This window comes from Lentzea sp. NPDC004789 (assembly GCF_053601075.1).
The window spans coordinates 288,929-315,716 of record NZ_JBSGBE010000007.1 but is presented as its reverse complement, the minus strand read 5'-3'; the positions used below and the strand labels follow the sequence as shown (position 1 = coordinate 315,716).

The 26,788-nt window shown below is 70.4% G+C and carries 25 protein-coding genes; 10 read left to right on the top strand and 15 right to left on the bottom strand.

Going from position 1 to position 26,788, the window contains the following annotated elements:
• The first annotated feature begins 13 nt into the window (after window positions 1–13).
• Both ACWEIJ_RS19045 and ACWEIJ_RS19040 read left to right on the top strand, forming a co-directional pair.
• Complete coding sequence (locus ACWEIJ_RS19045) at window positions 14–964, top strand: FAD-binding oxidoreductase (RefSeq protein WP_449838480.1); 951 nt, start codon at window positions 14–16, stop codon at window positions 962–964.
• The gene (locus tag ACWEIJ_RS19040; RefSeq protein WP_449838479.1) at window positions 961–1,656 is read left to right on the top strand and encodes a hypothetical protein; all 696 of its coding nucleotides are present in this window, start codon (window positions 961–963) and stop codon (window positions 1,654–1,656) included. The genes ACWEIJ_RS19045 and ACWEIJ_RS19040 overlap by 4 nt, the downstream gene beginning before the upstream one ends.
• Here ACWEIJ_RS19040 and ACWEIJ_RS19035 read toward each other — a convergent pair.
• Window positions 1,637–2,101, bottom strand: coding sequence for a hypothetical protein (locus tag ACWEIJ_RS19035; RefSeq protein WP_449838478.1), 465 nt, complete (start codon window positions 2,099–2,101; stop codon window positions 1,637–1,639). The two genes, ACWEIJ_RS19040 and ACWEIJ_RS19035, sit on opposite strands and share 20 nt — an antisense overlap.
• 24 nt (window positions 2,102–2,125) lie before the next feature.
• Window positions 2,126–2,638: an N-acetyltransferase family protein gene (locus ACWEIJ_RS19030; RefSeq protein WP_449838477.1), complete on the bottom strand. Its 513-nt coding sequence runs from the start codon at window positions 2,636–2,638 to the stop codon at window positions 2,126–2,128.
• Between the two features lie 76 nt (window positions 2,639–2,714).
• Here ACWEIJ_RS19030 and ACWEIJ_RS19025 point away from each other — a divergent pair, with 76 nt between their 5' ends.
• The gene (locus tag ACWEIJ_RS19025; RefSeq protein WP_449838476.1) at window positions 2,715–3,161 is read left to right on the top strand and encodes a winged helix-turn-helix transcriptional regulator; all 447 of its coding nucleotides are present in this window, start codon (window positions 2,715–2,717) and stop codon (window positions 3,159–3,161) included.
• A gap of 7 nt (window positions 3,162–3,168) precedes the next feature.
• On the opposite strand, the gene ACWEIJ_RS19020 is transcribed toward ACWEIJ_RS19025, so the two are convergent.
• Window positions 3,169–6,156: an AfsR/SARP family transcriptional regulator gene (locus ACWEIJ_RS19020; RefSeq protein WP_449838475.1), complete on the bottom strand. Its 2,988-nt coding sequence runs from the start codon at window positions 6,154–6,156 to the stop codon at window positions 3,169–3,171.
• 28 nt (window positions 6,157–6,184) lie between these two features.
• Window positions 6,185–7,132, bottom strand: coding sequence for an Lrp/AsnC family transcriptional regulator (locus ACWEIJ_RS19015; RefSeq protein WP_449838474.1), 948 nt, complete (start codon window positions 7,130–7,132; stop codon window positions 6,185–6,187).
• 84 nt (window positions 7,133–7,216) lie between these two features.
• Between ACWEIJ_RS19015 and ACWEIJ_RS19010 the strand changes: the two genes are divergently transcribed.
• A complete protein-coding gene (locus ACWEIJ_RS19010) occupies window positions 7,217–7,831 on the top strand; it encodes a class I SAM-dependent methyltransferase (RefSeq protein WP_449838473.1) in 615 nt (204 codons plus the stop codon).
• Here ACWEIJ_RS19010 and ACWEIJ_RS19005 read toward each other — a convergent pair.
• On the bottom strand, window positions 7,788–8,390 hold the full coding sequence (locus ACWEIJ_RS19005) for a TetR/AcrR family transcriptional regulator (RefSeq protein WP_449838472.1): 603 nt from the start codon (window positions 8,388–8,390) through the stop codon (window positions 7,788–7,790). The genes ACWEIJ_RS19010 and ACWEIJ_RS19005 overlap by 44 nt on opposite strands.
• A gap of 63 nt (window positions 8,391–8,453) precedes the next feature.
• Between ACWEIJ_RS19005 and ACWEIJ_RS19000 the strand changes: the two genes are divergently transcribed.
• On the top strand, window positions 8,454–8,882 hold the full coding sequence (locus ACWEIJ_RS19000; RefSeq protein WP_449838471.1) for a DUF1453 domain-containing protein: 429 nt from the start codon (window positions 8,454–8,456) through the stop codon (window positions 8,880–8,882).
• Here ACWEIJ_RS19000 and ACWEIJ_RS18995 read toward each other — a convergent pair.
• The 5 genes from ACWEIJ_RS18995 to ACWEIJ_RS18975 form a co-directional block, all read right to left on the bottom strand.
• The gene (locus ACWEIJ_RS18995; protein WP_449838470.1) at window positions 8,879–9,910 is read right to left on the bottom strand and encodes an Hsp70 family protein; all 1,032 of its coding nucleotides are present in this window, start codon (window positions 9,908–9,910) and stop codon (window positions 8,879–8,881) included. The genes ACWEIJ_RS19000 and ACWEIJ_RS18995 overlap by 4 nt on opposite strands.
• A gap of 44 nt (window positions 9,911–9,954) precedes the next feature.
• Window positions 9,955–11,124 (bottom strand): glycosyltransferase, encoded by a 1,170-nt coding sequence (locus ACWEIJ_RS18990; RefSeq protein ID WP_449838469.1) that lies wholly within the window; start codon window positions 11,122–11,124, stop codon window positions 9,955–9,957.
• Window positions 11,125–11,219: 95 nt separating this feature from the next.
• Window positions 11,220–12,611, bottom strand: coding sequence for a helix-turn-helix domain-containing protein (locus ACWEIJ_RS18985; protein ID WP_449838468.1), 1,392 nt, complete (start codon window positions 12,609–12,611; stop codon window positions 11,220–11,222).
• Window positions 12,608–13,042 carry a hypothetical protein gene (locus ACWEIJ_RS18980; RefSeq protein WP_449838467.1) on the bottom strand — a complete coding sequence of 145 codons (435 nt, stop codon included), beginning with the start codon at window positions 13,040–13,042 and terminating at the stop codon, window positions 12,608–12,610. The genes ACWEIJ_RS18985 and ACWEIJ_RS18980 overlap by 4 nt, the downstream gene beginning before the upstream one ends.
• A 62-nt stretch (window positions 13,043–13,104) precedes the next feature.
• The gene (locus ACWEIJ_RS18975; protein ID WP_449838466.1) at window positions 13,105–14,448 is read right to left on the bottom strand and encodes an Hsp70 family protein; all 1,344 of its coding nucleotides are present in this window, start codon (window positions 14,446–14,448) and stop codon (window positions 13,105–13,107) included.
• Between the two features lie 366 nt (window positions 14,449–14,814).
• Here ACWEIJ_RS18975 and ACWEIJ_RS18970 point away from each other — a divergent pair, with 366 nt between their 5' ends.
• The 4 genes from ACWEIJ_RS18970 (at window position 14,815) to ACWEIJ_RS18955 (ending at window position 19,255) form a co-directional block, all read left to right on the top strand.
• Window positions 14,815–15,381: a hypothetical protein gene (locus tag ACWEIJ_RS18970; protein ID WP_449838465.1), complete on the top strand. Its 567-nt coding sequence runs from the start codon at window positions 14,815–14,817 to the stop codon at window positions 15,379–15,381.
• 64 nt (window positions 15,382–15,445) lie between these two features.
• On the top strand, window positions 15,446–16,057 hold the full coding sequence (locus ACWEIJ_RS18965; RefSeq protein WP_449838464.1) for an IniB N-terminal domain-containing protein: 612 nt from the start codon (window positions 15,446–15,448) through the stop codon (window positions 16,055–16,057).
• 7 nt (window positions 16,058–16,064) lie between these two features.
• Complete coding sequence (locus ACWEIJ_RS18960; RefSeq protein ID WP_449838463.1) at window positions 16,065–17,828, top strand: dynamin family protein; 1,764 nt, start codon at window positions 16,065–16,067, stop codon at window positions 17,826–17,828.
• Complete coding sequence (locus tag ACWEIJ_RS18955; protein ID WP_449838462.1) at window positions 17,825–19,255, top strand: dynamin family protein; 1,431 nt, start codon at window positions 17,825–17,827, stop codon at window positions 19,253–19,255. The genes ACWEIJ_RS18960 and ACWEIJ_RS18955 overlap by 4 nt, the downstream gene beginning before the upstream one ends.
• 172 nt (window positions 19,256–19,427) lie before the next feature.
• Here ACWEIJ_RS18955 and polA read toward each other — a convergent pair whose 3' ends face one another.
• Window positions 19,428–22,052 carry a DNA polymerase I gene (polA, locus tag ACWEIJ_RS18950; RefSeq protein WP_449838627.1) on the bottom strand — a complete coding sequence of 875 codons (2,625 nt, stop codon included), beginning with the start codon at window positions 22,050–22,052 and terminating at the stop codon, window positions 19,428–19,430.
• Between the two features lie 154 nt (window positions 22,053–22,206).
• On the opposite strand from polA, the gene ACWEIJ_RS18945 reads away from it, so the two are divergent.
• Window positions 22,207–22,566 carry a hotdog fold thioesterase gene (locus tag ACWEIJ_RS18945; RefSeq protein WP_449838626.1) on the top strand — a complete coding sequence of 120 codons (360 nt, stop codon included), beginning with the start codon at window positions 22,207–22,209 and terminating at the stop codon, window positions 22,564–22,566.
• 66 nt (window positions 22,567–22,632) lie between these two features.
• On the opposite strand, the gene ACWEIJ_RS18940 is transcribed toward ACWEIJ_RS18945, so the two are convergent.
• Genes ACWEIJ_RS18940 through ACWEIJ_RS18925 form a run of 4 tightly spaced genes read right to left on the bottom strand, consistent with a single transcriptional unit; the run spans window position 22,633 to window position 26,775 of the window.
• Window positions 22,633–23,349, bottom strand: a complete 717-nt coding sequence (locus ACWEIJ_RS18940) for an ABC transporter ATP-binding protein (RefSeq protein ID WP_449838461.1) — start codon at window positions 23,347–23,349, stop codon at window positions 22,633–22,635.
• Entirely contained in the window at window positions 23,346–24,167 is an 822-nt protein-coding gene (locus ACWEIJ_RS18935; protein ID WP_449838460.1) for an ABC transporter ATP-binding protein, read from the bottom strand. The genes ACWEIJ_RS18940 and ACWEIJ_RS18935 overlap by 4 nt, the downstream gene beginning before the upstream one ends.
• Window positions 24,164–25,864, bottom strand: a complete 1,701-nt coding sequence (locus tag ACWEIJ_RS18930; protein ID WP_449838459.1) for a branched-chain amino acid ABC transporter permease — start codon at window positions 25,862–25,864, stop codon at window positions 24,164–24,166. The genes ACWEIJ_RS18935 and ACWEIJ_RS18930 overlap by 4 nt, the downstream gene beginning before the upstream one ends.
• Window positions 25,861–26,775 carry a branched-chain amino acid ABC transporter permease gene (locus tag ACWEIJ_RS18925; RefSeq protein ID WP_449838458.1) on the bottom strand — a complete coding sequence of 305 codons (915 nt, stop codon included), beginning with the start codon at window positions 26,773–26,775 and terminating at the stop codon, window positions 25,861–25,863. Before ACWEIJ_RS18925 ends, ACWEIJ_RS18930 begins: the two co-directional genes overlap by 4 nt.
• Window positions 26,776–26,788: the final 13 nt, after the last annotated feature.

Genomic DNA, 26,788 nt, shown 5'->3' with positions numbered 1-26,788 from the left:
CAGGCTTTGCCGCATGGACATCACGACGTTGTGCACGGCGGTCAGGGGAACCGTGCGAACGCCGGACCGCGGGGGGAGCGCCGCGCTCGCCGAGGTGCGTGCGGCCACACCGCACGACGTCTCGGCGGCCGTGCGGTTCGCGGCGCGGCAACGGATCCGGGTCACGACGAGCCGGCGGCCGCGCCCGGACGAGCTGGCGCTGGACCTGACCGCGTTGAAGGGGATCACGATCTCCGGCGGCACGGCCGAGGTGCAGGCGGGGGCGACGTGGGCGGAGCTGGACGCGGCGACGCAGGCGCACGGGCTGGCCACGCCCGGCCCGCGGCTGTCGCGCGCCTCGGTGGTCGGCGCCGTGCTGGGGAGGGCACGGGGCTGGCTGACGCCGTTGCACGGGACGACCAGGGACAACCTGGTCCGCGCCGAGTGCATCGCGGCGGACGGCCGGCTGGTCACCACCGAGGAGCCGGAGGGCGTGGTCACCAGCGTCACGCTGCGGCTGCACCCGTTGGACCACAAGGTCTACGGCGGCGTGCTGCTGTACCGGCTGGCGGACGCGCCCACCGCGCTGGGGGTGCTCGGCGAGCTCGCGCGGAGGGGACGCGAGTTCGCCGGGCTGGCCGCCTACGTCACCGCCCCGCCGGAACGGTTCGTGCCGGGCGATCTGGTGGGACGGCGGGTGCTGGCGGTCGTGCCGGCGTTCCTGGGCGATCCGGTGATCGGGGCGTCCCTTGCCAGACCTCTGCGGGTCAAGGCAAGGCCTTTGGTCGATCAGGCCCGGCCACTGCCCTATGTGGAACAACAGTCGCTCTTCGACGACCACGTACCGCACGATCTGCGCTGCGCGACCAGCGAGGTCTCCGCGTTGCCGCCGGAGCTGCTGCGCCACTTCGAGGACACGAGCACCGCACTGAGGGTCCTGGTCCCGCACCAGTCGGGCTGGACCGTGCACGAGGGAGAACAGTGAGAACCACCATCATCGCCGGGCTCGTCGCAGTCCTCGCGGGATGCGGCACAGCGGCAACGTCCACCACGACGAAGACACCCGAACCGCAGGGCGTGCAGCAGAAGACCACGGGTGACGTCGAGGACGGCGACAGCCGCGCCGGTGACATCGCGAGCGCCGACGAGCAGGACACCTACGACATCGACCTCGGTGCCGCCACGGAGTTCGAGCTCGTCGACGTCCAGGGCGAGATCGACTTCAGGATCGCGACCGCGGAGGAGAGCGGTGCGAACCAGAAGGGCAACGGCCTGCCCGGCCCGAACCAGTTCGGCGTCACCGCGCCCGGCAGGCACAAGCTCGTCGTCTCCGGGCACGAGGGCACACCGGGCAGGTACGCCTTCCGGCTGGTGACGCTGAAGAAGCGCGCGTTCCGGACCGAGCTGGGCGAGGTCAAGGGCGAGCTCGACGTGCCGGGCCGGGTCGACGTCCACACGTTCGACGCGGCGAGCGTGGCGATCGAGGACGGCAAGCCCTGCGAGGACATCCAGCTGGGCTTCTCCTCCGAGACCGCGGACGACGAGGCGAAGACCTACACACCGCACTACGTCTGCTGGAACCCCAAGCACGAGGGCGAGAACGGCAGGACTCAGCTCCTGATCTGGTCGGAGAACGGCAGGACGGGCGACTACTCGTTCACGGTTCGCGGACGCTGAGGTAGCGGCGCGGCGCGTACAGCTCGGCCGCCGTCTCGTACGGGTAGATGACGCAACGCAGGCGGGTGCGGTGACCACCCGCCTGCTCGTACGCCCAGTACCGGCCGGGTTCCTCCGCCCACGCCGCGAAGATCACGACGTGTCTGGTCTGGCTGGTGCCGTCCGCGCGGATGATCACGTCACCGGCCTTCAGGTCCTCCGGTGCGATCAGGGCGCTCACCTCGACCAGGGCCGGCGTGTCGAGCCCGCCGTGCCGGTCCTCCGGCTTGCCGGGCAGCCCCCACGCCATCGACACGAACCCCGAGCAGTCGGCGCGGTAGATGCCGTGCTCGTTCTGGTGGAACTTCGCCTGGCCGTACGGGACCGAGTCGCGCAGCCACGAACAGGCGCGCTCCACGATCTCGGAGCGGCTGATCAGCGGGCCGGCGGCACGTGCGGTGGTCACGCGGCCATGGTCGAAGATCGACCTCTAAATCACCTGCAAGCTGTCTATAAGGTCGGCGTCGGTGATCTCCGCGGTCACCCACGCGAGCGGGTAGCGCAGCACGATCGTGTCGATCTCCCTGGTCAGCCGCACGCCGGGCAGGACCTTGCGCGCCAGGGCGAGCATGGCCTCGTTGTCCGGCAGCACGTCGCCGTGCAGTTCCGCGACCCCCATCCGCGCCGCCACCGCGGTGAGCTCCTCCAGCAGACGCCTGCCGACCCCTCGGCGTTGCCACAGGTCGACGACCGCCACCGCGATCTCCGCGGTGCGCTCACCGGTCCTGATCACCCTGGCGATGCCGACCGGGTCGCCGCCGATCCGGGCGCACACGGCGGCGTGCCGTTGCCCGTCCACGTCGACCAGCACCCGGCGGGCGGACGCGGTCATTCGGGGCGTCGGAGCGTGAAACCGCAGGTAACGGCTTCGCGCGGACAGTCCTGCGAACACGGCGTCGACAGCTTCCGGCGCGGTGTCGCGGTTGAGCTCGGTGACGCGCATGAGGATCGTCTCCCTGGGTTCGGAATCCGAACTGTAGCTGAGTTCGAAAAACGAACGCAAGGAGTATTCTGGGTTCATGCCGTACGCGAGTTTCGCCAGCATGCCCTGCGCACTGGGCCGTCCCGCCGCGCTGCTGGGCGAGCGCTGGACGTTGCTGCTGCTCCGCCAGATCTTCCTGGGCACCCGCCGCTTCGAGGACTTCCAGACGACGATGGAGATCTCCCGCAGCGTGCTGACGGACCGCCTGAACGCGCTGCTGCAGGAAGGTGTGCTGAAGCGCGTGCCGTATCAGGACGAGGGCCGCACACGGCACGAATACCGGCTCACCGAGAAGGGCCGGGACCTCTACCCGGTGATGATGGCGCTGCGGACGTGGGGCGAGAAGTGGATGGTCCCGGAGGAAGAGGAGTCGTTCCACCTGCACCACCGCGACTGCGGTGGCGGTGTGCGGGCGAAGGTCGAGTGCACCGACTGCGGCGCCGAGCTGACCGCGCGCGACGTCCAGGTGACGCCGCGCGCGTGAACGACCGCTAACGAGCTGAGCGCCACCCGGCGGCGCCCAGCCCTTCCAGTTCTGTGGCCTCCCGCGCACCGAGCTGCGCGAACAACTCCTTGGCCCGCAACCACATCTCGTCGTCCTCAGTGGCCGCGGCGAGATCGCGCATCGTGCGGGCCTGCCAGATCGGCAGTCCCAGCGCGGTCCACTGCCCCAGCGCGTCCTCCAGCAGCGCCGCCGCCTCGTCGACACGCCCCTGCGCCAACGCGACCTCACCGAGCGTCCGGGTCATCAACGCGACGCCGAACCGGTCGTGCTGACGCGTGCAGACCTCCAGGCACTCGGCCAGGAGGTCGTCGACGCCCTCCAGCTCGCCCGCCCGCAGCAACGCCTTCGCGAGCGACTGGGCCGCGTACGTGGCACCGAGCTCGTCGCCCGCCTCGCGCAGGATCTGCTCGGCCTCCCGGCTCAGCGCCACGGCGTCCGCGAACGCCCCGGCCGCGCGGTGGCACAGGCTCAGGCCGCGCAACGCCAGCCCTTCCCCGCGCTGGTCGTCCTGCATCCGGTACAGCTCCACGCACCGCTCGAACGCCCGCGTGGCCTCGGCCAGGTCGCCGTGGTCGCGGTGGATCGCGCCGACGCCGTAGCTGGCCGCCGCGACGACCCCGTTGTCCCCCAACGAGATCGCCCGGTCGAGCAGCTCGCGCGCCCGACCGAACTCGGCCAGGTCGCGGTAGACCGTGCCCATGCCGACGCACGCGACGGCGAGCGTCTCCGGTTCGTCGATCTCGGTCGCGATCTCCGCGGCCTGCTGGAAGCTCGTCAGCGCCGCCGCGAAGTCGTCCTGCTCGTAGCGCAACTGCCCGAGCCCGGCCAGCAGCACCGCCTCCGCCCGCCGGTTGCCGCGTTCCCGTGCCGACCGCAGCGCCACCTCGTGGGTGCGCTGCCAGTTGCCGAACTCGTTGCGCGCCGCGAAGGGCGACGACAGCAGCGACGTGATCACGGTCGTGGTCAGCTCGTCGACGCCGAGGTCGTGGGCGCGTTCGACGGCCCGCACCACCGCGTCGGTCTCGGAGTGCAGCCAGCCGGTCGGGTCCTCCTCGACGTCGTCGGCGAGCCGCGGATCCAGCTCGATCTCGGTGTGCAGCTGGGGACGCAGTCCCAGCGTCACCCGCGGCAGCTTCCTCACCCCGGTCTCGACGAGCGCGAGCCACGTCTCCAGCAGGCGCGTCACGGCCTGGGTCGCGGGCTCGTGAGCGGCCTGCTCGGCACCGAAGAGCTGCACCAGGTCGTGGAACCGGTAGCGCACCCGGCCGATCTGGTCGACCCCGGCGACGTCCACCAGCCGCAGGTCCACGAGGTGCTCGACGACGTCCTCCGCGTCGTACGGCGAGATGTCCAGCAACGGTGCCGCGACCCACGCGCCGAAGTCCGGCAGGTCGAGCAGCGACAGCAGGTGGAAGGCCTTGCGGTGCGGGGCGTCCAGCTCGGAGTAGTTGAGCTTCAGCGACGACCGGATGGCGAGGTCGCCCGTCTCCAGCTCGTCCAGGCGCCTGCGCTCGTCCGACAACCGCTTGGCGAGCGTCTTCAACGGCCAGTGCGGCCGCGCCAGCAGCTTCGCCCCCGCCGCCCGCAACGCGAGCGGCACCCCGCCGCACAGTTCCGCGATCCGGTGCGCCGCTTCGGGTTCCGCGCGAACCCGGTCGACCCCGACGATCCGGCTGAGCATCTCCTCGCTGACCGCGGAGTTGAAGAATCCGAGCTCGATCGGCTCGGCACCTTCCAGTCCGGTGAGCCTGCTGCGGCTCGTGATGATCACGAAGCAGTTCGCGTTGCCCGGCAGCAGCGGCCGGACCTGGGCCTCGCTGCGGGCGTTGTCGAGCACGATCACCAGCCGCCGGTCCGACAGCGTGCGCCGGTACAGCTCGACGCGCTCGTCCGGTGCGGCCGGCTGGTCCTGGCCCGCGATGCCGAGCAGCCCGAGGAACCGCCCGATCACCTCCTGCGGTTCCAGATCGCGTCCCGCGCCGCGCAGGTCCGCGAACAGCTGACCGTCCGGATAGGACCTGCGCAGCAGGTGGGCGGCGTGCACGGCGAGCGCGGACTTGCCGGCGCCACCGAACCCGGACACGACCACGGTGGGCGTCGCGGTGCGGTCCTCCCGGCCCTCGGTGAGGCCGAGGACCTGCTTCAGCGCCTCCTCGCGGCCGGTGAAGTCGCTGATGTCGGGCGGCAGGTGGTGCGGGACGACCTGCTGCGTCGTCACGACCGGCGCCGCCACCACGGCGGTCCTGGGCGGCGCGGCCTCCAGCGTGCCGTTGAGGATCGCCGTCTGCAGCTCGCGCAACCGCTCGCCCGGCTCGATGCCGAGCTCGTCGAGCAGGTACTCGCGGGCGTCCCGGTAGACGGTGAGCGCGTCCGCCTGCCGTCCGGCGCGGTGGAAGGCCCGCATGAGCAGCTCACGGGTCTCCTCGCGCGCCGGGTGCGCGTTGGCCAGCGCCGACAGCCGAGCGATGGCGTCCTCGACCCGGTTCTGCGCGAGCTCGCACCGGCCGAGGCCCTCCTCGGCACTCAGCCTGGACTCCTCCAGCGTCAACGCGTGCCCGCGGGCGAACGCCGACTCGACGCCGTGCAGGGCCGGACCGCGCCACAACGCGAGCCCGTGCTGGTAGTGCGTGATGGCGGTGGCCGGGTCGTCGGCCCGTTCCGCCTGCCGTGCCGTGGTCAGGTGCCGGTTGAACTGCTCGACGTCGCTGTCCAGGTCCAGCAGGTAGCCCGGTGCCCTGGTGACCAGGGCCTTGCCGACCGCGCGGCGCAGTGACGACACGTAGGTGTGCACCAGCGCGCCCGCCGTCTGCGGCGGCGACTCGTCCCAGATCAGGTCGATCAGCCGCTCCACCGGCACGACCTGGCGCGGTTGCAGCAGCAAGGCGGCCAGCAGCGTTCTCGGCTTCGGCCCGCCGAGACTCACCTGCCTGTCGCCGACCCATACCTCGACGGGTCCTAGTACGAGCGCTCGCACGCTCACACCTCCATCCCCCAGATGACCTTCAGGTGCGGTACGAGGATGCCTCATCCTCGCTCAGAGCGACACGTTTGAGCGTGCGGAGCACCGGCGCGGTCTCCGATTCGCGCACACCGTCGAGGCTCCCGATGCGCTCGGTCAGATACCGGTACAGGTCTCCACCGCTCCGGCACGTGACACTGGCCACCAGGTTCGCCGGTCCTGTCGTGGCGGCCGCGAAGTACACCTCCGAGTGGGTGGCGAGGGTTGCCCCGACTTCGGCCAGATTTCGCGGTTCCACCCGCATCCACAGCCTGGCCTGGGTCGCGAAACCGAATCGTGATGGATCGGCGTCGAGTTGCAACTCCAGCACCCCGGTTCTCCTGAGGTGCTCGACGCGCCTGCGGGCGGTCGACTCGGAGGTCCTCGTGGCCGTCGCGAGGTCCGCGTAGCTGACGCGTCCGTCCACTTCGAGCGTTCTGAGCAACGCCTCGTCCAGGGGTGTCAGCTCGGTGGGCGGTTCCGGCTCGAACTCCGGGCGCAGGGCCGCGACCTCGTCCGGTTCGAGACAGGCGAGACCGCGCCACGTGCCGGGCGACACGAAGCCCCGCAGGACGTTGTGCGCGCTCACGTCGACCAGGCGCCGCGGCAGCCGGTCGAGCAGCAGCTCGTCCGGGTCCCGCACCTGTTGCAGGCACGAGATCTCGGTGCCGCCGGACATCAGGTGCACCCAGAACGTGTCGTCGCGGCGCGCCAGCGCCTGGGCCAGCGCGGGACCCGCGTCCGGCGTGCAGCGCAGTCGCAACGTCCAGGCGTGGTGGCCCAGCCGGAACCGGTTGAGCGCGCCCCGCACCCTGATGCCGCGCTCCTTGAGCCGCTGGTGGCGACGAGCGGCGGTGTGCTCGGAGATGCCCAGCACGTCGGCGATCTTCGCGAACGGGGCGCGGCCGTCGATCTGGAGCGCGTGGACCAGTCTTCGGTCGATGGATTCCACCTTTTCAAGGCTAGTTTGTGGCGGATTCCGCCGCATCTGCGCTTACAGCCGACAGTTCGCTTCTCAGCTCGTCAAGCTGGTCGCATGGTTGATTTCGAGGGGTTCTACCGCGGCGGGGAGCTGGTCGAGGGCGTGCCGCACACCGGCGTGCCGTGGGACATCGGGGCGCCGCAGCCGGTCGTCGTGGCCTGGGAAGCGGCCGGGCGGTTCCGCGGGCACGTGCTGGACGCGGGCTGCGGCACCGGCGACAACGCCCTCTTCCTGGCTTCGCGCGGCCATCGGGTCACCGGGGTCGACATCGCACCGACCGCGATCGAGACGGCCCGGTCCCGCGGTGACGGCGTCGAGTGGGTCGTCGGCGACGCGGCGCGGTTCACCGGCCGGTTCGACACGGTGCTGGCGAGCGCGTTGTTCCACTGCCTGCCACCGGAGCAACGACCTGGGCTGATGATGGCGTTGCGCAACGCCGCTGTGGACGGAGCTTTGCTGAACCTGACGTCACTCACGTTCGAGGACGGTCCGTTCCAGGTGAGCGAGCCCGAGCTGCGCACCGCGGTGGAGCGGGCCGGGTGGGAGATCACCCGGTTCTCGCCGGGGGTGATTCCCGTGGCCGGCGTCGACGGCCTGCCGGAGCTCCCGGTGTGGGTCGTGGAGGCTACCGCAACGAGTCGAGGTGCCGGCGCAGCAACGACATCGTGAGCTCCGGCGTCATCCGGTCCGGCTGCAGCACGCCGTCCACGGTGAGTCCGTTCAACAGCGACGCCAGCCGTTCGGTCTCCAGCGCGAGGTCGAGGCCCGCCGCCACCGAGCCGGACGCGTGCATCGCGGTCAGGGCGCGGCGGCAGAGCTCCCGCAACCCGTCGTGGAGCCGTTCGGCGTGCGGCACCAGCGAAGGCCTGGTCCGCGCGGCGGTCGCGAAAGCCAGCCACAGCACGGCCTCGTCGCGCCGGCGGTCGTCGAGCGGCAGCACCTCGGCCAGCACCCGTTCACCGGGACGACGGACGTCCGAACGGTCACCGAGCGACCGCACGTGCGCCATCACGCGCTGGTCGATCGACTGGACCAGCGCCTCGACGGCGAAGATGATCATGTCGTCGTGGCTGTCGAAGTAGTGGCGGATCGAGCCGATCGCGAGCCCCGCCTCCAGCGCGACGTTGCGCAGCGACGCCTGTTCGACGCCGTCCCGCACCACCACGCGGAACACCGCCTCGGCGACAGCGCGGCGGCGGGCGACGGGATCGACGACTCTCGGTGACACCTCCCTTTTGTAGCATGACCCTGCTAGTTTAAGTAGCAGGGTCATGCTACTAAGGGGGACGCAATGACATATGTGCTGATAGCGGCCGGTGTGCTGTACGTGCTCGTGCGCCGGTTCACGGGGGAACCGCTCAACGCCAGGGACCTGCTGGCACCGCCCGCGTTCCTGTTGTTCTTCGGCATCCGCGCGGTGCACTACTTCCACCTGGCCTATCTGCTCCCGCTGGCCGCGGGGTTCGCGTTCGGCGCGTTGCGGGGCATGACGATCAGGTTGTTCGAACGCGACGGGCACCTGTGGCAGCGGTACACGCCGTGGACGTTGCTCGTGTGGGTGACGTCGATCGGCGCGTCGCTGGGGTTCGCGCTGCTGTTCGACCAGCACGCGCCCACGCAGCTGTCGATCGGCGTGAGCATGCTCGGTGAGCTGTGCACGGTCGGCGCCAAGGCGCTCAACACCGGGGTTCCGTTCGCGCCCGAGGCGCGAAAGCTCTAGATGTGCGGCAGTACAGCCGTTCCCGGTGGCGCCAGCTGAACGCTGGTCGTCTCCACCGCCGGCCGGTTCATGACCTCGTGGGCGGCCCACCCTCCCACGACGATCAGCGCCACGAGTGCGACCGCGATGAACGGCGTGGCCGGAATCCGTTGCGCGGCCTGCGTTTCCTCGCGCGGCACCGGCAGGTGGGCCACCGGTGCCGCGGAGGGTTCGGGTTCCAGCTGAGCGGCTTCGAGGAACGCTCCCATGGCGGCCGCACCGTCCGGTGCCCGCATCACCGGCAGGTGCAGACGCGCCGAGATCTCGTTGGCCACCAACGGAATCCGTGCCGACCCACCGACGAGCAGGACGACGTCGGGCTCGCACAGCGCGGCCGCCCGTTCGAGGGCGTCGACGGCCAGCTCGACGGACGGCCGGATGATCGCCTCGAACTCCAGCCTGCTGAGCCTGACCTCGCGGACCTCGTTGCCCGCCAGCACCGGAATCCGGACCTCCGGATAGCTGCCGAGCAGCTCCTTGGCCTCCACGCAGCTCCGCACCAGTTCCGGGCTGTGCGTCCGGATCTTCGCGACGACGTGCTCCACGACGAGGTCGTCGAGGTCGAACCCGCCGATGTCGACCCGCTCCGGTCGCCCGGTCACCAGGAACACGCCTTGCTTGCGCAGCAGGGTGATGTCGGCCGCGGTGGCCCCGAAGTCGAACACGGCGATCGTGCCGTGGTCCGGCATCGGCGCGTTGTCCTCGAACGCGATCGCGGCGGCGTGCGGCGCGGGCACGAACAACACGTCCGCACGTCCCGCGTCGATCAGGTCCTGCCGCAGCTGTTCGAGGTGCTCGTGCGGCCACGACAGCGGGTGCGTCAGGGCGACCCGGCTCGGCGCCTCCCCGTACCTCGCCGCGAGGTCGTCGAGGACCTGCGTGATCTCCCCGGCCGGGTCGCGCCACCTGCGGCCGGTGGTCGTGACGCCCCAGGCGGTGGCGACGGCGGTACCTGCGGATCCGAGATCGAGCCCAACCTGGTACGACATGTGCGGGTCACCCCTTACGCGCGGACACCCACAACACGTACGTCTCAGTTGGGCCGGTTCACCTTCATCAGCCGTTCCGCGGCGACCGTCGCGCCGTCCGTGCGGACCTGCGCGCCCACCTCGGCCGCCTTGCCCGCCAGTTCGAGCACACCGGCGAGGACCTCGGTGGTGACGGCCTTCGCGGACCGCCCGATGCCGAGCCGCTCGACCTGCTCACCCCAGTAGTACTGGTCGTACATGTGGGGCAGCACGATCTGCGGCCTGCCCGACGCCGCGGCCGTCGTGGTGGTGCCCGCGCCGCCGTGGTGGGCGATCGCGGCGACACGGCGGAACAACGCCTGCTGGTTCACCTCGCCGACGGCGATGCAGTCCCCGGCGTCGTCGGGGAGTTCCAATCCGGCCCACCCCTGTTGCAGCACAACGCGTTTGCCGAGTTCGCGGGCCGACGCGATCGCCTGGTGCGCCGTGTCCTGAGCCCCTCGCATGCTGCCCAGCCCGAAGTAGACGGGCGGTTCGCCGACGGCCAGGAACTCCTCCAGCTCGGGGCTGAGCGGGCGCTGGTCGTCGGTGAGCCAGGCACCGGTCGTGAAGAGCTCGCCGGGACCGGGCCACGGGCCGAGCACCGGGTCCGCCGCGAGCCACGGGTCGTCGCCGAAGACGTGGTCGCGGACGTCGTCGACCGGGTCCAGGCCGAGCTTCGCGCGTTCGGCGTTGAGGCTGGGCCGCGAGTTCGCGAAAAGGAGGCGGTGCTGCTCCCATTGCGCGAGATTTTCCTCGGCCGTTCCGCTCACCGGAACACGACCCAGCATCGCCGGTGGTGCGTGATGCGGTGAAGGCAGTGTGTTCGCGCAGAAGCTCGCGTACACGTAATGCGCTCCGATGCTTTCCGCCACCGAACGCGTGGCGTGCTGCAGCGCACCACCCGCCACCAGGACGTCCGCTTTCTCCGCCGCCCGGCCGACGACCCGGAACTGCTCCCGCACCGACTCCTCGGCCAGTCGTCCCAGGTCCTCGCGCTTCAGCTGCCCCGGCGAGAACGTGCGCAGGTGCGGGCCGACCGGTGTGAAGCCGATTCCGTTGCCGGTCACGAGCTCTTCGAAGTCGGGCGGCGCGACGACTTCCACGTCGTTGCCCAGTTCTTTCAGCCGCACGGCCAGCGCGGTGACCGGCTGCGCCTCTCCCCGCGACCCGATCGTGGACACCAGAAATCGCATTTCGGATTCCCCCTTCGCTCAGGAGCACGAATTGTGGGGGAATACCGGGGTCTTGCGGCAAGTCCCCCGGTCGGTTATAAGTTTCAGTGGGGGGATCAACCGGCGAGGCGCGACCGCAGCTCCGCGATCAGCTCGGCCCGGCTCGACACCGCGAGCTTCTGCCGGATCCGCGCCACGTGTTGCTCCACGGTCTTCGGCGAGATGTACAACCGTGCCCCGATCTCCTTCTGCGTCAAGCCGTCCAGCAGCAACTCGCCCACGGACCGCTCGCGCTTGGACAGCCCGTCAGCGGGTTCCTCGGTGGCGAACCTCGCCCGCAACGCCCGCCCGGTGCTCAGCAGCTCCCGCGCCTCGGCCGGATCACTCAGCTTCGCCGCAGCGGCACCGCACAACGCCATGGCCTCCCACGCGTCGTCCAACCCCGCCGCCACCGCCGCAACCTCACGTCCGTCCACGGCGCCACACACCACGGAGGCCCACGCGCGCGCGGCCGGCCCTCGTTCCGTGCCCTGCAACGCCGCAGCGGCCTGCGCAGCCGCCTCGGCGTCTCCGGCGGCAACGGCGCGATGCAGCTTCCACCAGTGGTTGACCCGCAACGCCCACTGCGGCACGCCGGCCTGGGCGATGGCACAGGTCATCGCCTCGACCACGGTCTCGCCCTCGAACCGCGACACCGCCGCCGCACCAACGGAAAGCTCACCCCACGCGTCGAGCAGCAGCACCTCGACATCCGCACCGGCCACCACCGGCGCGACGCGACGCCAGGTCGCCCGCAACGCCTCCGCGTCACCGGCACGCCGCGCGAGACCGATCGTCACGGCCGCCGCGAGCACCGCGTCCCGGCGCAGCACCGGCGCGTCACCGGCGGAGGCGATCGCGGCCCGTGCCTCGGCGAGCCGTCCCGCCCGCAGGTGCAGCCAGGCGGCGAGCAGCCGTCGCCGCGCGGTCGGTGGACGATCCTCGTGCGCCGCCAGGACTTCCCGGGCGGTCCGGTCGTCACCCCCGGCGATCAGCACGGTCACGGCCAGGTCGTCCCACTGCTCGGCCGCCAGCCCGTCGACCGGCACCGTGGCGACCGCCAGCCCGGCCAGCCTCCGTGCCGCGCGCCCGAACCCGCCCCGCACCGCCTCGATCGCGGCGTCCACACCGTCGAGGAACACGGTCAGCCCGCGCGGTGCCGCACCCGACAACCGCTCGCGCGCCCCGGCCAGGTCCCGATCGGCGGCCTCGACGTCACCGCCGAGGCAGGCCGCCAGCGCCGCCCGTCCCTGCGCGGCGACGGCGGGTGCGCCGGTCAGCACGGTCGCGATCACCCGCCACCGAGCCGCCGCGTCGAGCAGCGAACCGTCCGCCGCGGCGGCCGCGGCGGCCACCCCCGCGGCGAGGCAGTGCTCGTCCGCCCCCGCGGCGAGGATCCGGTCCGCGGCCTCGATCGCCGCGGCCGCGTCCCCCGCTCTCCACGCCTGGTCGACCTCAGGTGCCCTCATCGCTGCTCTCCCCCTCCGAACCACACCCGTGCCGCCGGCAGGAACGAGACGACCACCGCGACCACGGCGATCGCGCCCGCCACCACCAGGCCCACGAGGAACACCGACCGCAGTCCCCCGACCGCGATCACCGCGTGCACCACCACGGCACCGGCCAGCAGCACCAACACGACTCGCGCCCACCGCTGCCCCCGGTGCAGCGCGATCGCACATCCCAGCTCCAGCAACGCCAGCAGCACCCCGGCACCGATCAGCAGCGCCAGCACGGCGACGGCCACCCGTTCCCGCGTGACCGCGGCTTCGGCCGGAAACCCCTGCGCCACCTGGGCGGTCAGGTCGGCCACGAGCTCCCGTGCCTCGGTCAGCGCCAGCACCGAACTGGTCAGCTGGACCACGGCGACGGTGATCCACAACCACACGGCGGTTCTCACCACCCGCGGTCTGACCCGTTCGACGGGCCGGAAACGTGGCAGGGGAGGTCTCTCAGGTCTGGTCACGGGGCACCGGCTTTCGTCGTGCCGCTCGTGGTCGTGACCGTGGTCGTCGAAGTCGGCGGCGCAGTGGTCTTCGTCGTGGTGACGGTCGTCGACGGACGCGTGGTGGTGGTGGTGGGCTTGGGTTTCGGCGGCTGCGTCGTCGTCGGGCGCGGCACCGCGGCCGGGGCCTGCTGCTGGTTCGGCACGTAGTCGACGACCGCGGGCTGCTCAGTCGTCTGCGTCGTCGTGGTCGGAACCGTCGTGGTGATGGTCGTCGTCTTCGCGCCGGCCTTGTTGGTCAGCACGTTGTTCGTGAGCAACGCACTGGAGACGGCCACGGCGAGCACAGCGGCCGTCACGAACGGTGCCAGCCTCTTCCGCTTGCGCCGCAACGACTTCGGTGCTTCCGGCAGTGGCCGCCGGGTCCACGTCGCGGTGGCGACGGCGGCGGGTTCCGATTCGAGACCGCGTGCCTCCAGTGCGGCACCGATGGCGGCCAGGCCGTCCGGCGCCGGCGACACGGCCCGGCCGAGCTGCGCGGAGACCTCCTGCGTCACCAGGGGAATCCGCGACGAGCCACCGACCAGGAGCACCGCGGCGAGCTCACGCGGTGGCGTTCCGGCTGCCCGCAGCACACGGTCGAGCGTGGCCACGGTCTCCTCGACCGCGGGCCGGATCATCGACTCGAACTCGGGCCGTCCCAGCCGCACCTCGCGCGTCGCGATCCCTGGCACCGCAACGGGAACCAGCACCTCGGTGTCGGCGGACAGCCGCTCCTTGGCCGCGGTGCAGGCGCGCCGCAGCTCGGCGACCGCCCTCAGCACCGCGGGATCCGTCGAGTCCAGGGCGTCCCAATCCGGCCGCAGCGCCTCGACGACGTGCCCGAACACGACCTCGTCGAAGTCGAGCCCGCCGATCTCCAGCTCCTCCGGCGGCCCGGCCAGCACGAACCGGTCGGCGGCGAGTTTGCGCACCACGGCCGCGCCGAAAGTCTTGCCACCAAGGTCATAAACGGCGACGGCCGCGCCGTCCTCCAGGCGCGCGCGGGCGTCGTGCGCGCGGACCGCGGCCTGCGGTTCCGGCACGAACAGCACGTCGGCCAGACCGGTCGCGGCCAGGGCCGACCGCAACGACTCCAGCCGGTAGTGGCCCCACCCCGCCGGGTAGGTCACGGCCACCCGCGCCGGCTTCCCGCCGGGCAGGGAACCGAGCAACCGCACCAGAAACCGCGCGGTGACCACCTCCGCGGTCAACGCGGCGTCACCGACCCGCAACGGAGTGGGATCGCCGATGCGGCTCTTGAACTGCCGCGCAACGCGACCGGGATCGGTCGGCGCGCGCAGTTCGGCGTCCTCTCCCACGAGGAACGTCCCATCAGGACATTGGAAAACCACGGACGGCACAAGCACTTCAGGCCTCGCGGCCTGTTCCCGTCTCCAGGTCGACACGCATGTGAAGGTCGATCCCAGATCCAGCCCAACCTGGTACGACATCGGACTCTCCCCTTGGGCAGCTCGCGGCGGACGTACCTACACGTGCGTCTCAGTTGGCTGGTTCACCGCGGTTGACGAAACAGGGGCCAATCCCCTATTGGCGGCATCGCTCCCTGTGTTCGCGACGACGGCGAACCGGGTTCGGTCCCGATGGCAGCGGCCTCGCGGAAACCTAACTTCGTTGGTGTCAGCCGGTCGGAACCGCCGCCGGCGACCGACACCAAGGAGCAGGACATGAGCAAGCCCATCGACCTCAACGCGTTCCTCGCCGACCTGACCGCCGACCTGGACCTGGACGGCACCAACGCCGCCGAGCAGCAGCTGCAGACGGCCCAGGTCAACCCGCAGTCCGCGGAGCAGGCGGCCGAGCAGGCCCAGGACACCACCACGGTCACGAACACCGTGGGCGGCGACGGCGGCGACGGCGGGACTGCCGTCGGCGGCGACAGCGGCAGTGCCGACGGGGGCAACGGCCTCGGCATCGGCGGCGCCGGTGGCGACATCGACCAGGACGGCCTGGTCAACGTCAACTTCGGTTCCACGTCGGGTGGCAACGGGTTCGGCTTCGGCGGCAACGGCGGCGTGACCGGTGACGGTGGCGACGCGGACGCGTCCGGTGGCAACGGCGGCGCGGCGCAGTCCGACGTCGACGTGGACGCCGACCAGGACCTGGACCAGCACGTCGACCAGGTCTCCGACCAGGACACCGACCTGACCGCCGTGTCGGACCAGGCGAACGACTTCGACCTCGACACCCAGATCGACAACATCGTCGACGACCTGGACCTGACCGCTTTCTGATCCCGGGCCGGCCCCGTCCGCGAGGGGTGGGCGGGGCCGGTCCGTCCCACGTTAGGAGCCGGACATGCTGTCCTCTCTGATCGACTTCCTGATGCACCTGCTCAGGGACGACGACGCGAAGAAGGCGTTCGACGCCGACCCGCACGCCGAGCTGAAGAAGGCGGGTCTGAACGGCGTCACCGGACAGGACGTCCGGGACGCGCGGCTGATCATGGCCGACTCCGGCGGGCTGCGCGCCCGCGGTGCGGAGAGATCGTCCTCGCACGACGACCCGGTCCGGGAGATCCACCACACCACGCACGAGTACGTGGTGGAGAAGCCGGTGACGAACATCGAGCAGCACATCAGCATCGACGACCGGGACGTCACGATCATCGACGACTCGTTCAACTCCGACGACGACACCGACGTCCACTCCGTCGCCGTGCAGGACAACGACACGAACGTCGTGCAGGTGAAGGACTCCTTCAACGATCCGGTCCACCGGCACGAACCGGCCGCACCCGAACCCGTTGCGCACGAGGACCCGCCGGTCGAGCCGGAACCCGTGGAGGACCACCACGAGATCGTGCTGGACGACCCGGTGCTGCTGCCCGAGCCGGAGCCGCACCCGGTGGACCTGGAACCGGACCACGTCGCCGAACCACACCTCGACCACGACCCAGTGATTGCGTGAGCTCACCATGACGACCACACCGATCGAGGCCGTCGACCGCGCGCTCGCCGCCATCGCGCGCTACGACCGGCCTGACCTGGAAGCACGGCTGCGGCAGGCAAGGGCACGACTGCGGGACGACCGCGTCCGGCTGCTGGTCGTCGGCGAGTTCAAGCAGGGCAAGAGCATGCTGGTCAACAGCCTGCTCGGGGCACCGGTGTGCCCGGTGTTCGACGACATCGCGACGTCGGTCCCGACCGTCGTCCGGTACGCCGACCAGCCCGTCGTCACCTTGGTGCGCGGTGACTCGCGCATCGAGGTGCCGGTGGACCAGCTGCCGGCGCACGCGTCCGAGGCCGGCAACCCCGGCAACGCCGAACGCCTGGACCACATCGAGGTGGGCATCCCGCGCCCGATCCTCGGTGAGGGGCTGGAGCTCGTCGACACTCCCGGTGTCGGCGGGCTCGGCTCGGTCCACGGCGCGGCCACGACGTCCGCGCTGCCGACGGCCGACGCGGTGCTGCTGGTGTCCGACGCGTCCCAGGAGTACACGGCCCCGGAGCTGGAGTTCCTGCGCAACGCCGTATCCGTGTGCCCGAACGTGGCGTGCGTCGTGACGAAGACCGACCTCTACCCGGACTGGCGTTTCGTGACCTCGCAGAACCAGGCCCACCTGGAAGAGATCGGCCTGACGCCGCCGTTCTTCACGGTGTCGTCGACCCTGCGCTGGCACGCGCTGCAGACGGGCGACCAGGACGTCAACCGCGAGTCCGGTTACCCGCCCCTGGTCACCTATCTCCGCAAGAAGGTGCTGGGCGAGGCCGAGTCGCTGGCCCGCCGCTCGACCGCGCACGACGTGCACGCCGTCATCGACCAGATCACCTCCTCCCTGCGCGCCGAGGCCTCCGCCCAGTCCGATCCCGCGTCCGCGCAGGCGTTGATCGACAGGCTGTCCGCGGCCGAGCAACGCGCGGCAGGCCTGAAGGAACGCTCAGCGCGTTGGCAGCAAACGCTGTCCGACGGCGTGGCGGACCTCAACGCCGACGTGGACTACGACCTGCGCGACCGCATGCGCGAGATCGTCCGCGAGGCCGAGGAGTCCATCATGGACGGTGACCCGACGAAGATCTGGGACCAGTTCGCGAAATGGGTTCAGGACACCGCCGCGTCGGCCGTCTCCGCGAACTCGGTGTGGGCGACCCAGCGGGCCCGGTGGCTCGCCCGCCGCGTGGCCGAGCACTTCGACTCCGACCGCGAGCAGACGCTGCCGTCGTTGCAGACGCCGTCCGGCGACCCGCTGCGCTCGGTGCGCGCGATGGAGATCCGTCCGGACGAGAAGTTCGGTGTGGGCGGGCGTTTCCTGAGCGGTCTGCGCGGCGGCTACTCGGGCATGCTCATGTTCGGGATGATCGGCTCCGCGATCGGGCTGTCGCTCATCAACCCGCTGTCGATCGGCGCGGCGGTGCTGCTGGGCGGCAAGACCATCGGCGACGAACGCAAGCGCATCGTCCAGCGCCGCCAGAACGACGCGAAGGCCGCCCTGCGCCGCTACATCGACGACGTGACGTTCCACGCGGGCAAGGAGTCCCGCGACGTGCTCCGCGTGCTGCAACGCGACCTGCGCGACCACTTCACCGCGCTGGCCGACCAGCTCAAGCGCTCACTGCAGGAGTCGATCCTCTCGGCCCAGAAGTCGGTGAAGGCCTCGTCGGAGGACCGCTCGGCCCGGTTGAAGGAGATCGCCGCGGAGCTCGCGGCGCTGGAGAAGGTCCGTGCGGAGGTGACGCCATGATCACCGACGAGGTCCGCCGCGTGCTGTCCCTCGCCGTCGACGCCTGTCGCGACCAGCCGCGCGCCGCGGCGTTCCTGCGCGGCCAGCTGGACCGCCTGGACGCACCCCTGCGCGTCGCGATCGCCGGCCGGGTGAAGGCGGGGAAGTCCACCCTGCTGAACGCCCTGGTCGGCGACTCGCTGGCACCCACCGACGCGGGCGAGTGCACGCGGGTCGTCACCTGGTACCAGGACGGCCGTTCACCACGTGTCGTGCTGCACCCCGTGGCCGGCAGCCCGGTGTCGCTCCCGGTGGTGCGCCGCGACGGAGCCCTGTCGATGAACCTCGGCACAGCCGCCGTCTCCCGCCTGGTCGTGGACTGGCCGTCGCAGAGCCTGCGGCACACCACGCTGATCGACACGCCGGGCATCGCCTCCCTGACGACCCAGAACTCGGCGCGGGCGGTGCGGTTCCTGACCCCGGACGACGAGACGCCGACCGAGGCCGACGCCGTCGTGTACCTGATGAAGCACCTGCACTCGGCCGACGCGTCGTTCCTGGAGTCGTTCCGCGACCAGGGCGTCGCCCGCGCGGCCGCCGTCAACACCGTCGCCGTGATCTCCCGGGCCGACGAGATCGCCGGCGGCCGCGTCGACGCCATGATCTCCGCCCGCTCCATCGCGGCCCGCTACCGCGCCGCCCCGGAACTGCACGGCCTGGCGCAGAACGTGGTCGCCGTGGCCGGCCTGGTCGCCGTGGCAGGACGGACGCTCACCCAGGCCGAGTTCGTGGCCCTGTCCGCACTGGCCGCCGAACCGCGCGAGTCGCTGGAGTCAGCGCTGCTCTCCGCGGACCGCTTCGCCTCGGGTTCCGCGCAGAGAGCCGCTCTGTTGCGCCGGTTCGGCGTCTTCGGCATCCGGTTGTCCGTGACGCTGATCCGCCAGGGCGTTCGATCGCAGGCGGCGCTGGCGGACGAACTGGTGGCACGCAGCGGACTGCGGGACCTGCAGCGGGTGCTGCAGGTCCAGTTCAGCGAGCGCCGCGACCTGCTGAAGGCACGGTCCGCGCTGCTCGCGCTGGACCGGGTCGTGCGCGCCTCCGGCGGCGGCCGCCTGGCCGGCGAGGTGGAACGGATCTTCGCGGCCACCCACGAGTTCACCGAACTGCGCCTGCTGTCGGCCCTGCGATCCGGCGTCGTGTCCCTGCCCACGCCGATGGTGGCCGAGGCGGAACGCCTGCTGGGCGATTCCGGAATCGCCGCGGCCGTGCGGCTCGGCCTGCCTCCGGACGCGGCGGCGGGCGAGGTGCGGCAGAGCGCGTTCGCGGCTTTGCGGCGGTGGCAGGCGCACGCGGAGAACCCGATGCTGGGCCGCAAGTCGGCCGACGCCTGCCGCGTGCTGGTGCGGACGTGCGAGGGCCTGCTGGCCGGTCACGTGGCAAAGCGGTGATGCAGTGACGTCACCGAAGCCGAGCGCCTGCTGACCGATCACGCGCAAAGCCACCGAAACCGAAGGCCCGCCCGGCACGACCGCCGAACGCGCCCCCGGTACCTGCAACCCGGCAACTCCGACCTGGCGGCAGCCGGTCCCGTCCAGTTCGGACGGGACCGGCTCGGCCCGGTCAGTGCGCCGCGTCGTCCCAGGAGCGGCCCACGCCCACCGAGACCTCCAGCGGCACCCGCAGCGGGTAGGCGTTGCCCATCTGGTCGCGGACCAGGGCCTCCACGGCCTCGCGCTCGCCGTCCGCGATCTCCAGCACCAGTTCGTCGTGCACCTGCAGCAGCATGCGGGAGCGCAGGCCCGAGGACTCCAGCGCGCGGTAGACGCCCAGCATGGCGACCTTGATGATGTCGGCCGCGCTGCCCTGGATCGGGGCGTTGAGGGCCATGCGTTCGGCCATCTCGCGGCGCTGGCGGTTGTCCGACGTCAGGTCCGGCAGGTAGCGGCGGCGGCCCAGGACGGTTTCGGTGTAGCCGTCCTTGCGGGCCTTCTCGACGATCTCGTTGAGGTAGTCGCGGACGCCGCCGAAGCGGGAGAAGTAGGCCTCCATCTGCTCGCGGGCCTCTTCGGTCGGGATGCGCAGCTGCTGCGACAGACCGAAGACCGACAGGCCGTAGGCGAGGCCGTAGGACATGGCCTTGATGCGGCGGCGCATCTCGCCCGTCACCTCGGAGGTGGGGATCGAGAACGCCTGCGACGCCACGTAGGTGTGCAGGTCCTCGCCGCTGTTGAAGGCCGCGATCAGGCCCTCGTCGCCGGACAGCGTGGCCATGATGCGCATCTCGATCTGGCTGTAGTCCGCGGTCATCAGCTCCGCGTAGCCGTCGCCGACGACGAAGGCCTGGCGGATGCGGCGGCCCTCGTCGGTGCGGATCGGGATGTTCTGCAGGTTCGGGTCCGTCGAGGACAACCGGCCGGTGGCGGCGATGGTCTGGTGGAACGTCGTGTGGATGCGGCCGTCGTCGGCAACGGACTTGAGCAGGCCGTCCACAGTGGACTTCAGGCGCGTGACGTCGCGGTGCGCGAGCAGGTGCTGCAGGAACGGGTGCTCGGTCTGCTCGAACAGGTTCTGCAGCGCGTCGGCGTCGGTGGTGTAGCCGGTCTTGGTCTTCTTCGTCTTCGGCATCTTCAGCTCGTCGAAGAGGACCGTCTGCAGCTGCTTCGGGCTGCCGAGGTTGATCTCCTTGCCGATCACCGAGTACGCGTCCTGCGCCGCCTGCTTCACGCCCGCCGCGAAGTGCGCCTCCAGTTCGGACAGGTGCTCGACGTCGATCGCGATGCCGACGGCCTCCACCTCGTCGAGGACGTTCATCAGCGGCAGCTCGAGGTTGGCCAGCAGGTCCGCGCCGCCGATGGTGACGAGCTCGGAGTCGAGGCGGTCGGCGAGCTCCGCCACGGCACGTGCGCGCAGGATCGCGCCGGTCGCGACCTTCTGCGCCTCCTCGGACTCGTCGGTCAGCAGCGACAGCTGGCCGTCACCCGACTCCTCGGCGCGCAGCTCCCGCTTGAGGTAGCGCAGCGCCAGGTCGTCGAGGGCGAACGACCGCTGGCCGGGACGCACCAGGTACGCGGCCAGCGCCGTGTCCGAGGTGAGGCCGCGCAGCTTCCACCCGCGGGCGCGCACCTGCCGCAACGGCAGCTTCAGGTCGTGGCCCGCCTTCGCCACGCTCTCGTCGGCCAGCCACGCGGCCAGCGCGTTCTCGTCGGCCTGGGTCAGCTCCGCGACGTCGACGTAGCCACCCTCACCGGTGGCCGTGCACAACGCCACGCCCTCCAGCTCCTTGCCGATGCGCAACGCCACGCCGACCCGCGTCTTGCGCGCGTTCGCGTCGAGCCACTTGCCGAGCGTGCCCGCGGGGATCGCGCCGCCGGACACCTCGAAGCCCTCCTCGGCCTCGGGCTCCGCGGTGCTGAGCGTCTGGAACAGCCGGTCGCGCAGCACCCGGAACTCCAGCTCGTCGAACAGCCGGTGCACGGCGTCGCGGTCCCACGGCTGCGCTTCGAGACCGTCGATCGTGTACGGCAGCTCGACGTCCTTGATGAGCTCGGTGAGCTGGCGGTTCATGATGATGTTGGCCAGGTTGCCGCGCAGCGCCTCGCCGACCTTGCCCGGCACCTCGTCGATGCGGTCGACCAGCTCGTTCAGCCCGCCGAACTGGTTGAGCAGCTTGATGATCGTCTTCGGGCCGACGCCCGGCGTGTTCGGCAGGTTGTCCGACGAGTCGCCGCGCACCGCCGCGTAGTCCGCGTACTGGTCGGGCCGCACGCCGTGCTTCTCCTCGACGTACGCGGGGTTGAAGCGGCCCATCTCCGAGACGCCCTTGACCGGGTACAACACCGTGACCTGGTCGTTGACCAGCTGGAACGCGTCGCGGTCGCCGGTGACGATCTGCACCTGGAAGCCCTGGGCAACCGCCTGCGTGGTCAGGGTGGCGATGATGTCGTCCGCCTCGTAGTTCTCCTTCTCCATCGTGGGGATCCGGAGCGTGGCCAGCACGTCCTGGATCAGGGAGACCTGGCTGCGGAACTCGTCCGGCGTCTTGGAGCGACCGGCCTTGTACTCGGGGTACTGCTCGGAGCGGAACGTCTTGCGCGAGACGTCGAACGCCACCGCCACGTGCGTCGGCTTCTCGTCCCGGAGGATGTTGATCAACATGGACGTGAACCCGTACACGGCGTTCGTGACCTGGCCCGTCTTCGTCACGAAGTTCTCGGCGGGCAGGGCGTAGAACGCTCGGTAGGCCATCGAGTGACCGTCGATGAGCAGGAGCCGCTTCACGTCTGAGTGAGTCACGAGCCCGAGTCTAGGGTGGGGGTCTGACAGTTTCGCTTGAGCCCTTGGAGCCTGTGTGATCCCCGACCTGCCAGTGGAGTTCGCCGACGAGCAGTTGCACGTCCGCATGGGCATCGAAATCACCCAATGGGATGTCAACGAGATGATCGGGACGATGCCGGTCAAGGGCAACCGCCAGCCGTTCGGGCTGCTGCACGGCGGCGCGAACGCGGTGCTCGCCGAACAGCTGGGCTCCCTCGGCTCCGCGCTGCACGGGGCGCAGTACGGCTCCATCGCGGTAGGACTCGAACTCTCCTGCACCCACCACCGCGCCGCGCGCGAGGGCCTCGTCACCGGCGTGGCCCGCCCGATCCACCTGGGCCGCAGCACCACGACGTACGAGATCGTCGTGACCGACGAGGACGGCAAGCGCACCTGCACCGCCCGCCTCACGTGCCTCCTGCGCCCCAAGGCTCCCGGAGCCTGAAACGATGAAGGGCTCCTTCCTCCGCGCCAGGTGGAGGAAGGAGCCCTTCATCGGTCTAGCGGGAGGCTAGTGCGCCTCGCCCAGGTACGCGTCCCGCACCCGCTGGTCGGCGAGCAGCGCGTGCCCCGGACCGTCCAAAGTGGTGCGGCCGAGGTCGATCACGTAGCCGTGGTCGGACAACGCGAGCGCCGCCAGCGCGTTCTGCTCCACCAGGAGAATGGTGGTGCCCAGCGACTGCAGCTCCTTGATGGTGTCGAAGATCCGCTGCGTCATGATCGGCGAGAGACCCATCGAGGGCTCGTCGAGCATCAGCAGGCGGGGCTTGGACATCATCGCGCGGCCGATGGCGAGCATCTGCTGCTCACCACCGGAGAAGAGCCCGGCCTTGTTGTGCCGCCGCTCCCCCAGCACGGGGAAGAGGTCGTACACGCGCTGCATGTCGGCCGTGACCCCGTCGTCCTTGCGGACGTACGCGCCGAGCTGGAGGTTCTCCTCCACGGTCATCCGCGGGAAGAGCCGCCTGCCCTCGGGGCAGTGGGCGATGCCCTCACCGAGGATGGCGTGCGCCGGGTCGTTGTGGATCGGCTTGCCCTGGAACAGGATCTCGCCGGACGTCGGACGCAGCAGACCCGAGATGGTGCGCAGGGTGGTGGTCTTGCCCGCACCGTTCGAGCCGATCAGCGACACGATCTGGCCGGCCTCGACGGTGAACGAGATGTCGCGGACGGCCTCGATCGCACCGTAGGAGACCGAGAGGTTGCGAACTTCGAGCAGCGCGGTCATGCCTGCTCCTCCTCAGCAGAAGCAGCGGCGGCCTCGACCTCGTGCTGGACTTCCTCCGGCGGCTTGCCGAGGTAGGCCTCGACGACCCGCGGGTCCGCCCGCACGACCTCGGGGCTGCCTTCGACGAGCAGCTCGCCCTGCACGAGAACGGAAACCGAGTCGCACAGCCCGAAGATGAACTTGATGTCGTGCTCGATGACGACGACGGACACACCCGTCTCGCGGATGCGGAAGATCAGCTGCTGCGTAGCTTCCGTCTCCTGCGGGTTCATACCCGCCGTGGGCTCGTCCAGCAGCAGCACCGCCGGATCCGTCGCCAACGCGCGCGCGATCTCCAGACGGCGCTGGTCGCCGTACGGGAGGTTGCGCGAGAGCTCGTCGTCGAGGTTGTTCAGACCGACGAACGACAGCAGCTCCCGCGACCGCTCGCGCGCCGCCTTCTCACCCCGCTGGTAGGCGGGGCCGTGGAACAGCGAGGCCAGCGGGCCCTGCTTCATCCGGACGTGGCGGCCCACCATGACGTTCTCCAGCACGGTCATGCTGGGGAACAGGCGGATGTTCTGGAACGTGCGGGCGACGCCCGCGTCCGTCACCTGCGCCGGGTCGCCCGGCAGGACGTTGCCCTTGAGCAGCACCTGGCCGGTCGTCGGCGTGTACAGACCCGTCAGGCAGTTGAAGAACGTGGTCTTCCCCGCGCCGTTCGGGCCGATCAGGCCGACGATCTTGCCTTCGTCGAGCGTCAGCGAAACGCCCTTCAACGCCTTGAGGCCACCGAAGACCATCGAGACGTCACGCGCTTCCAAAACCGGCGTGCTCATGCCTTCTTCGCCTCCACGTGCGCCTCTTCGGCGTTCTCATCGGCGCGCTCGATCATCTCAGCGCGCCTGTGCGCATCGGGGATCAGGCCGACCGGCCGGAACCGCATGATCAGGATCAGCGCGAGGCCGAAGATCATGAGGCGGTAGTCCTCGAAGTCGCGCAGCTTCTCGGGCAGCACGAACAGCAGCGCCGCACCGAGCACGGCACCCGGGATGGAGCCCATGCCGCCGAGGATGACGGCCGCGAGGAGCGTGACCGACTCGAGGAACTTGAACGACTCGTAGGACACGGTGCCGTTCTTGTGCGCGAACACCGCACCCGCGAGACCCGCGAGCATGGCGCCGATGAGGAACGCGAGGATCTTCATCTTGCCGGTGCGGATGCCCATCGCGCGGGCGGCGTCCTCGTCCTCGCGGATCGCGATCCAGGCCCGGCCGATGCGGCTGAACTTGAGGTTCGCGAACACCGTCATGACCGCGGCCACGAGCAGCACGATCAGGACGTAGTAGAGGACACCGGCGGGCAGCTTCACCGCGCCGAGCGAGAACGACTTGTTGAACTCCGCGCCGAACAGCGACAGCGGCGGGATGCCGGGGATCGCGTTGGAGCCGTTGGTCAGGCCACCGATGTTGTTCTGCGCGGAACGGGTGAAGATCTCACCGAACGCCAGCGTCACGATCGCCAGGTAGTCACCGCGGACCCGCAGCGTCGGCGAACCGACCACCGCGCCGAAGAGGCCGGCGACTACCGCCGAGATCACCGCGGCGACCGGGAACGGCAGCGTGATGCCGAAGTTCGCGGCGGCCGCACCGGAGAAGTTCGCCGCCACGAGGGCGCCGATGCCCATGAACGCCACGTACCCGAGGTCGAGCAGACCCGCGAGACCGACGACGATGTTCAGGCCGATGGCGGTGGCGGCGTAGATGCCGATGTTCGCCGCGACCGTCATCCAGTACTCGTTGCCCGCGTCGGTGAACGGCAGGGCCAGCGCGCACACCAGCAGCACGATCACGCTGAACACGCGGTGCTGCTCGGACAGCGCCGAGATCCAGCGCACGTACCCGACACCGCTCAGCGCGCCGAGCAGACCGCCGGCGAACCCGAGGAACGACAGGAAGATCGCGCCCGCGTAGGGGTTCGAGGAACCGACACCGCCGGTCGTGAGCAGCGCCGCGACCGCGTAGAGCACAGCCGCGAACGACGCCAGCAGCACCACGTACGCGACCGGGGTCGAGACCTTGAACTTCCACACGCCGACCGGCTCGATGCCGATGCCGTAGCCCGCGAGGATCGCCAGTACACCGCCGACGAGACCGACGATGCTGCCGAACGCGATCTCGCCGTCGAGCGCGGTGATGGCGGCGAGGCCACCACCCTTGACCGTGATGTAGATGCCGTTGATGAGCGACACGGCGGTGAGACCCCAGCCGAGCGCGCGGACGACGCGTCCCTTGGACGGGGTCGGCGCGAACGCGGCGACGAGGATGAGGACGCCGAGCAGCAGCGCGTGCCAGCGGAAGCCGGTGACGGCGAACGGAGCGTCGAAGAACTGCAGCGTCGACTTGTCCGGCCAGTTGCCGTCGTTGAGCTTGAACGTGACCCACGGCAGCAGGGCCGCCACGATGCCGAGCACACCACCGAGAGCGGCGAACGGCCTGCCCAGGGGTGCGAGTGCGGAAGGCTTTCGGTCGCTCATGCGCGCACCCTTTCCGGCTCACCGAACAGACCCTGCGGGCGGAAGACGAGCACGAGGATCAGCACCACGAAGATCCACACGTAGTCGTACTGGGTACCGCCCGGCATGTACTGGCCGGCCAGGGTCTTGATCAGACCGATGATGAACGCGCCGATGACCGCACCGCGGATGCTGCCGACGCCGCCCAGCACGGCCGCCGTGAAGGCGAAGATGCCGGTCTGGAACCCCATGTCGATGTTGATGTTGTTCAGGTAGCCGCCGAACATGATGCCGGCGACACCGGCGAGCGCGGCACCGATGATGAACGTCAGCACGATCACGCGGTCGGGGTTGACGCCCATCAGCTTCGCGGTGTCGGGGTCCTGCGCGGTGGCGCGCATCGCCCGTCCCATCCGGGACTTGTTGATGTAGGTCTGCAGGATGATCGAAAGGCTGACCGACAGCACGACGAGCAGCACACCGGTCCACTGCACGCTGATCGGGCCGAGCGTGAAGTTGCCCTCCGGGAAGACCTTCGGGTACGGCAGGTTCGCGGTGGCGTTGGGGTACCACACGCGGACGGCCTCCTGCAGGAACACGGAGACGCCGAGCGCCGTGATCAGCGGTGCCAGCCGGGGCGCGTTGCGCAGCGGCCGGTAGGCGAACCGCTCCATGATCACGGCGACCACGATCGCCACCAGAATGCCGCCCAGGAACATCAGCGGCAGGGCCACGGCAGGCGTCTTCTTGATGTCGTCAGGAAGAAGCGTGAACGTGGCGAGGCCCCCGTACGAGGACACCATGAAAACCTCGCCGTGGGCGAAGTTGATCAGCTGGATGATGCCGTACACCATCGTGTACCCCAGGGCGATCAGGGCGATCAGGGCGCCCTGCACAAGCCCGTTGGCCAGCTGTTGAAGCAGGACTGACACGACTACCTCCGTA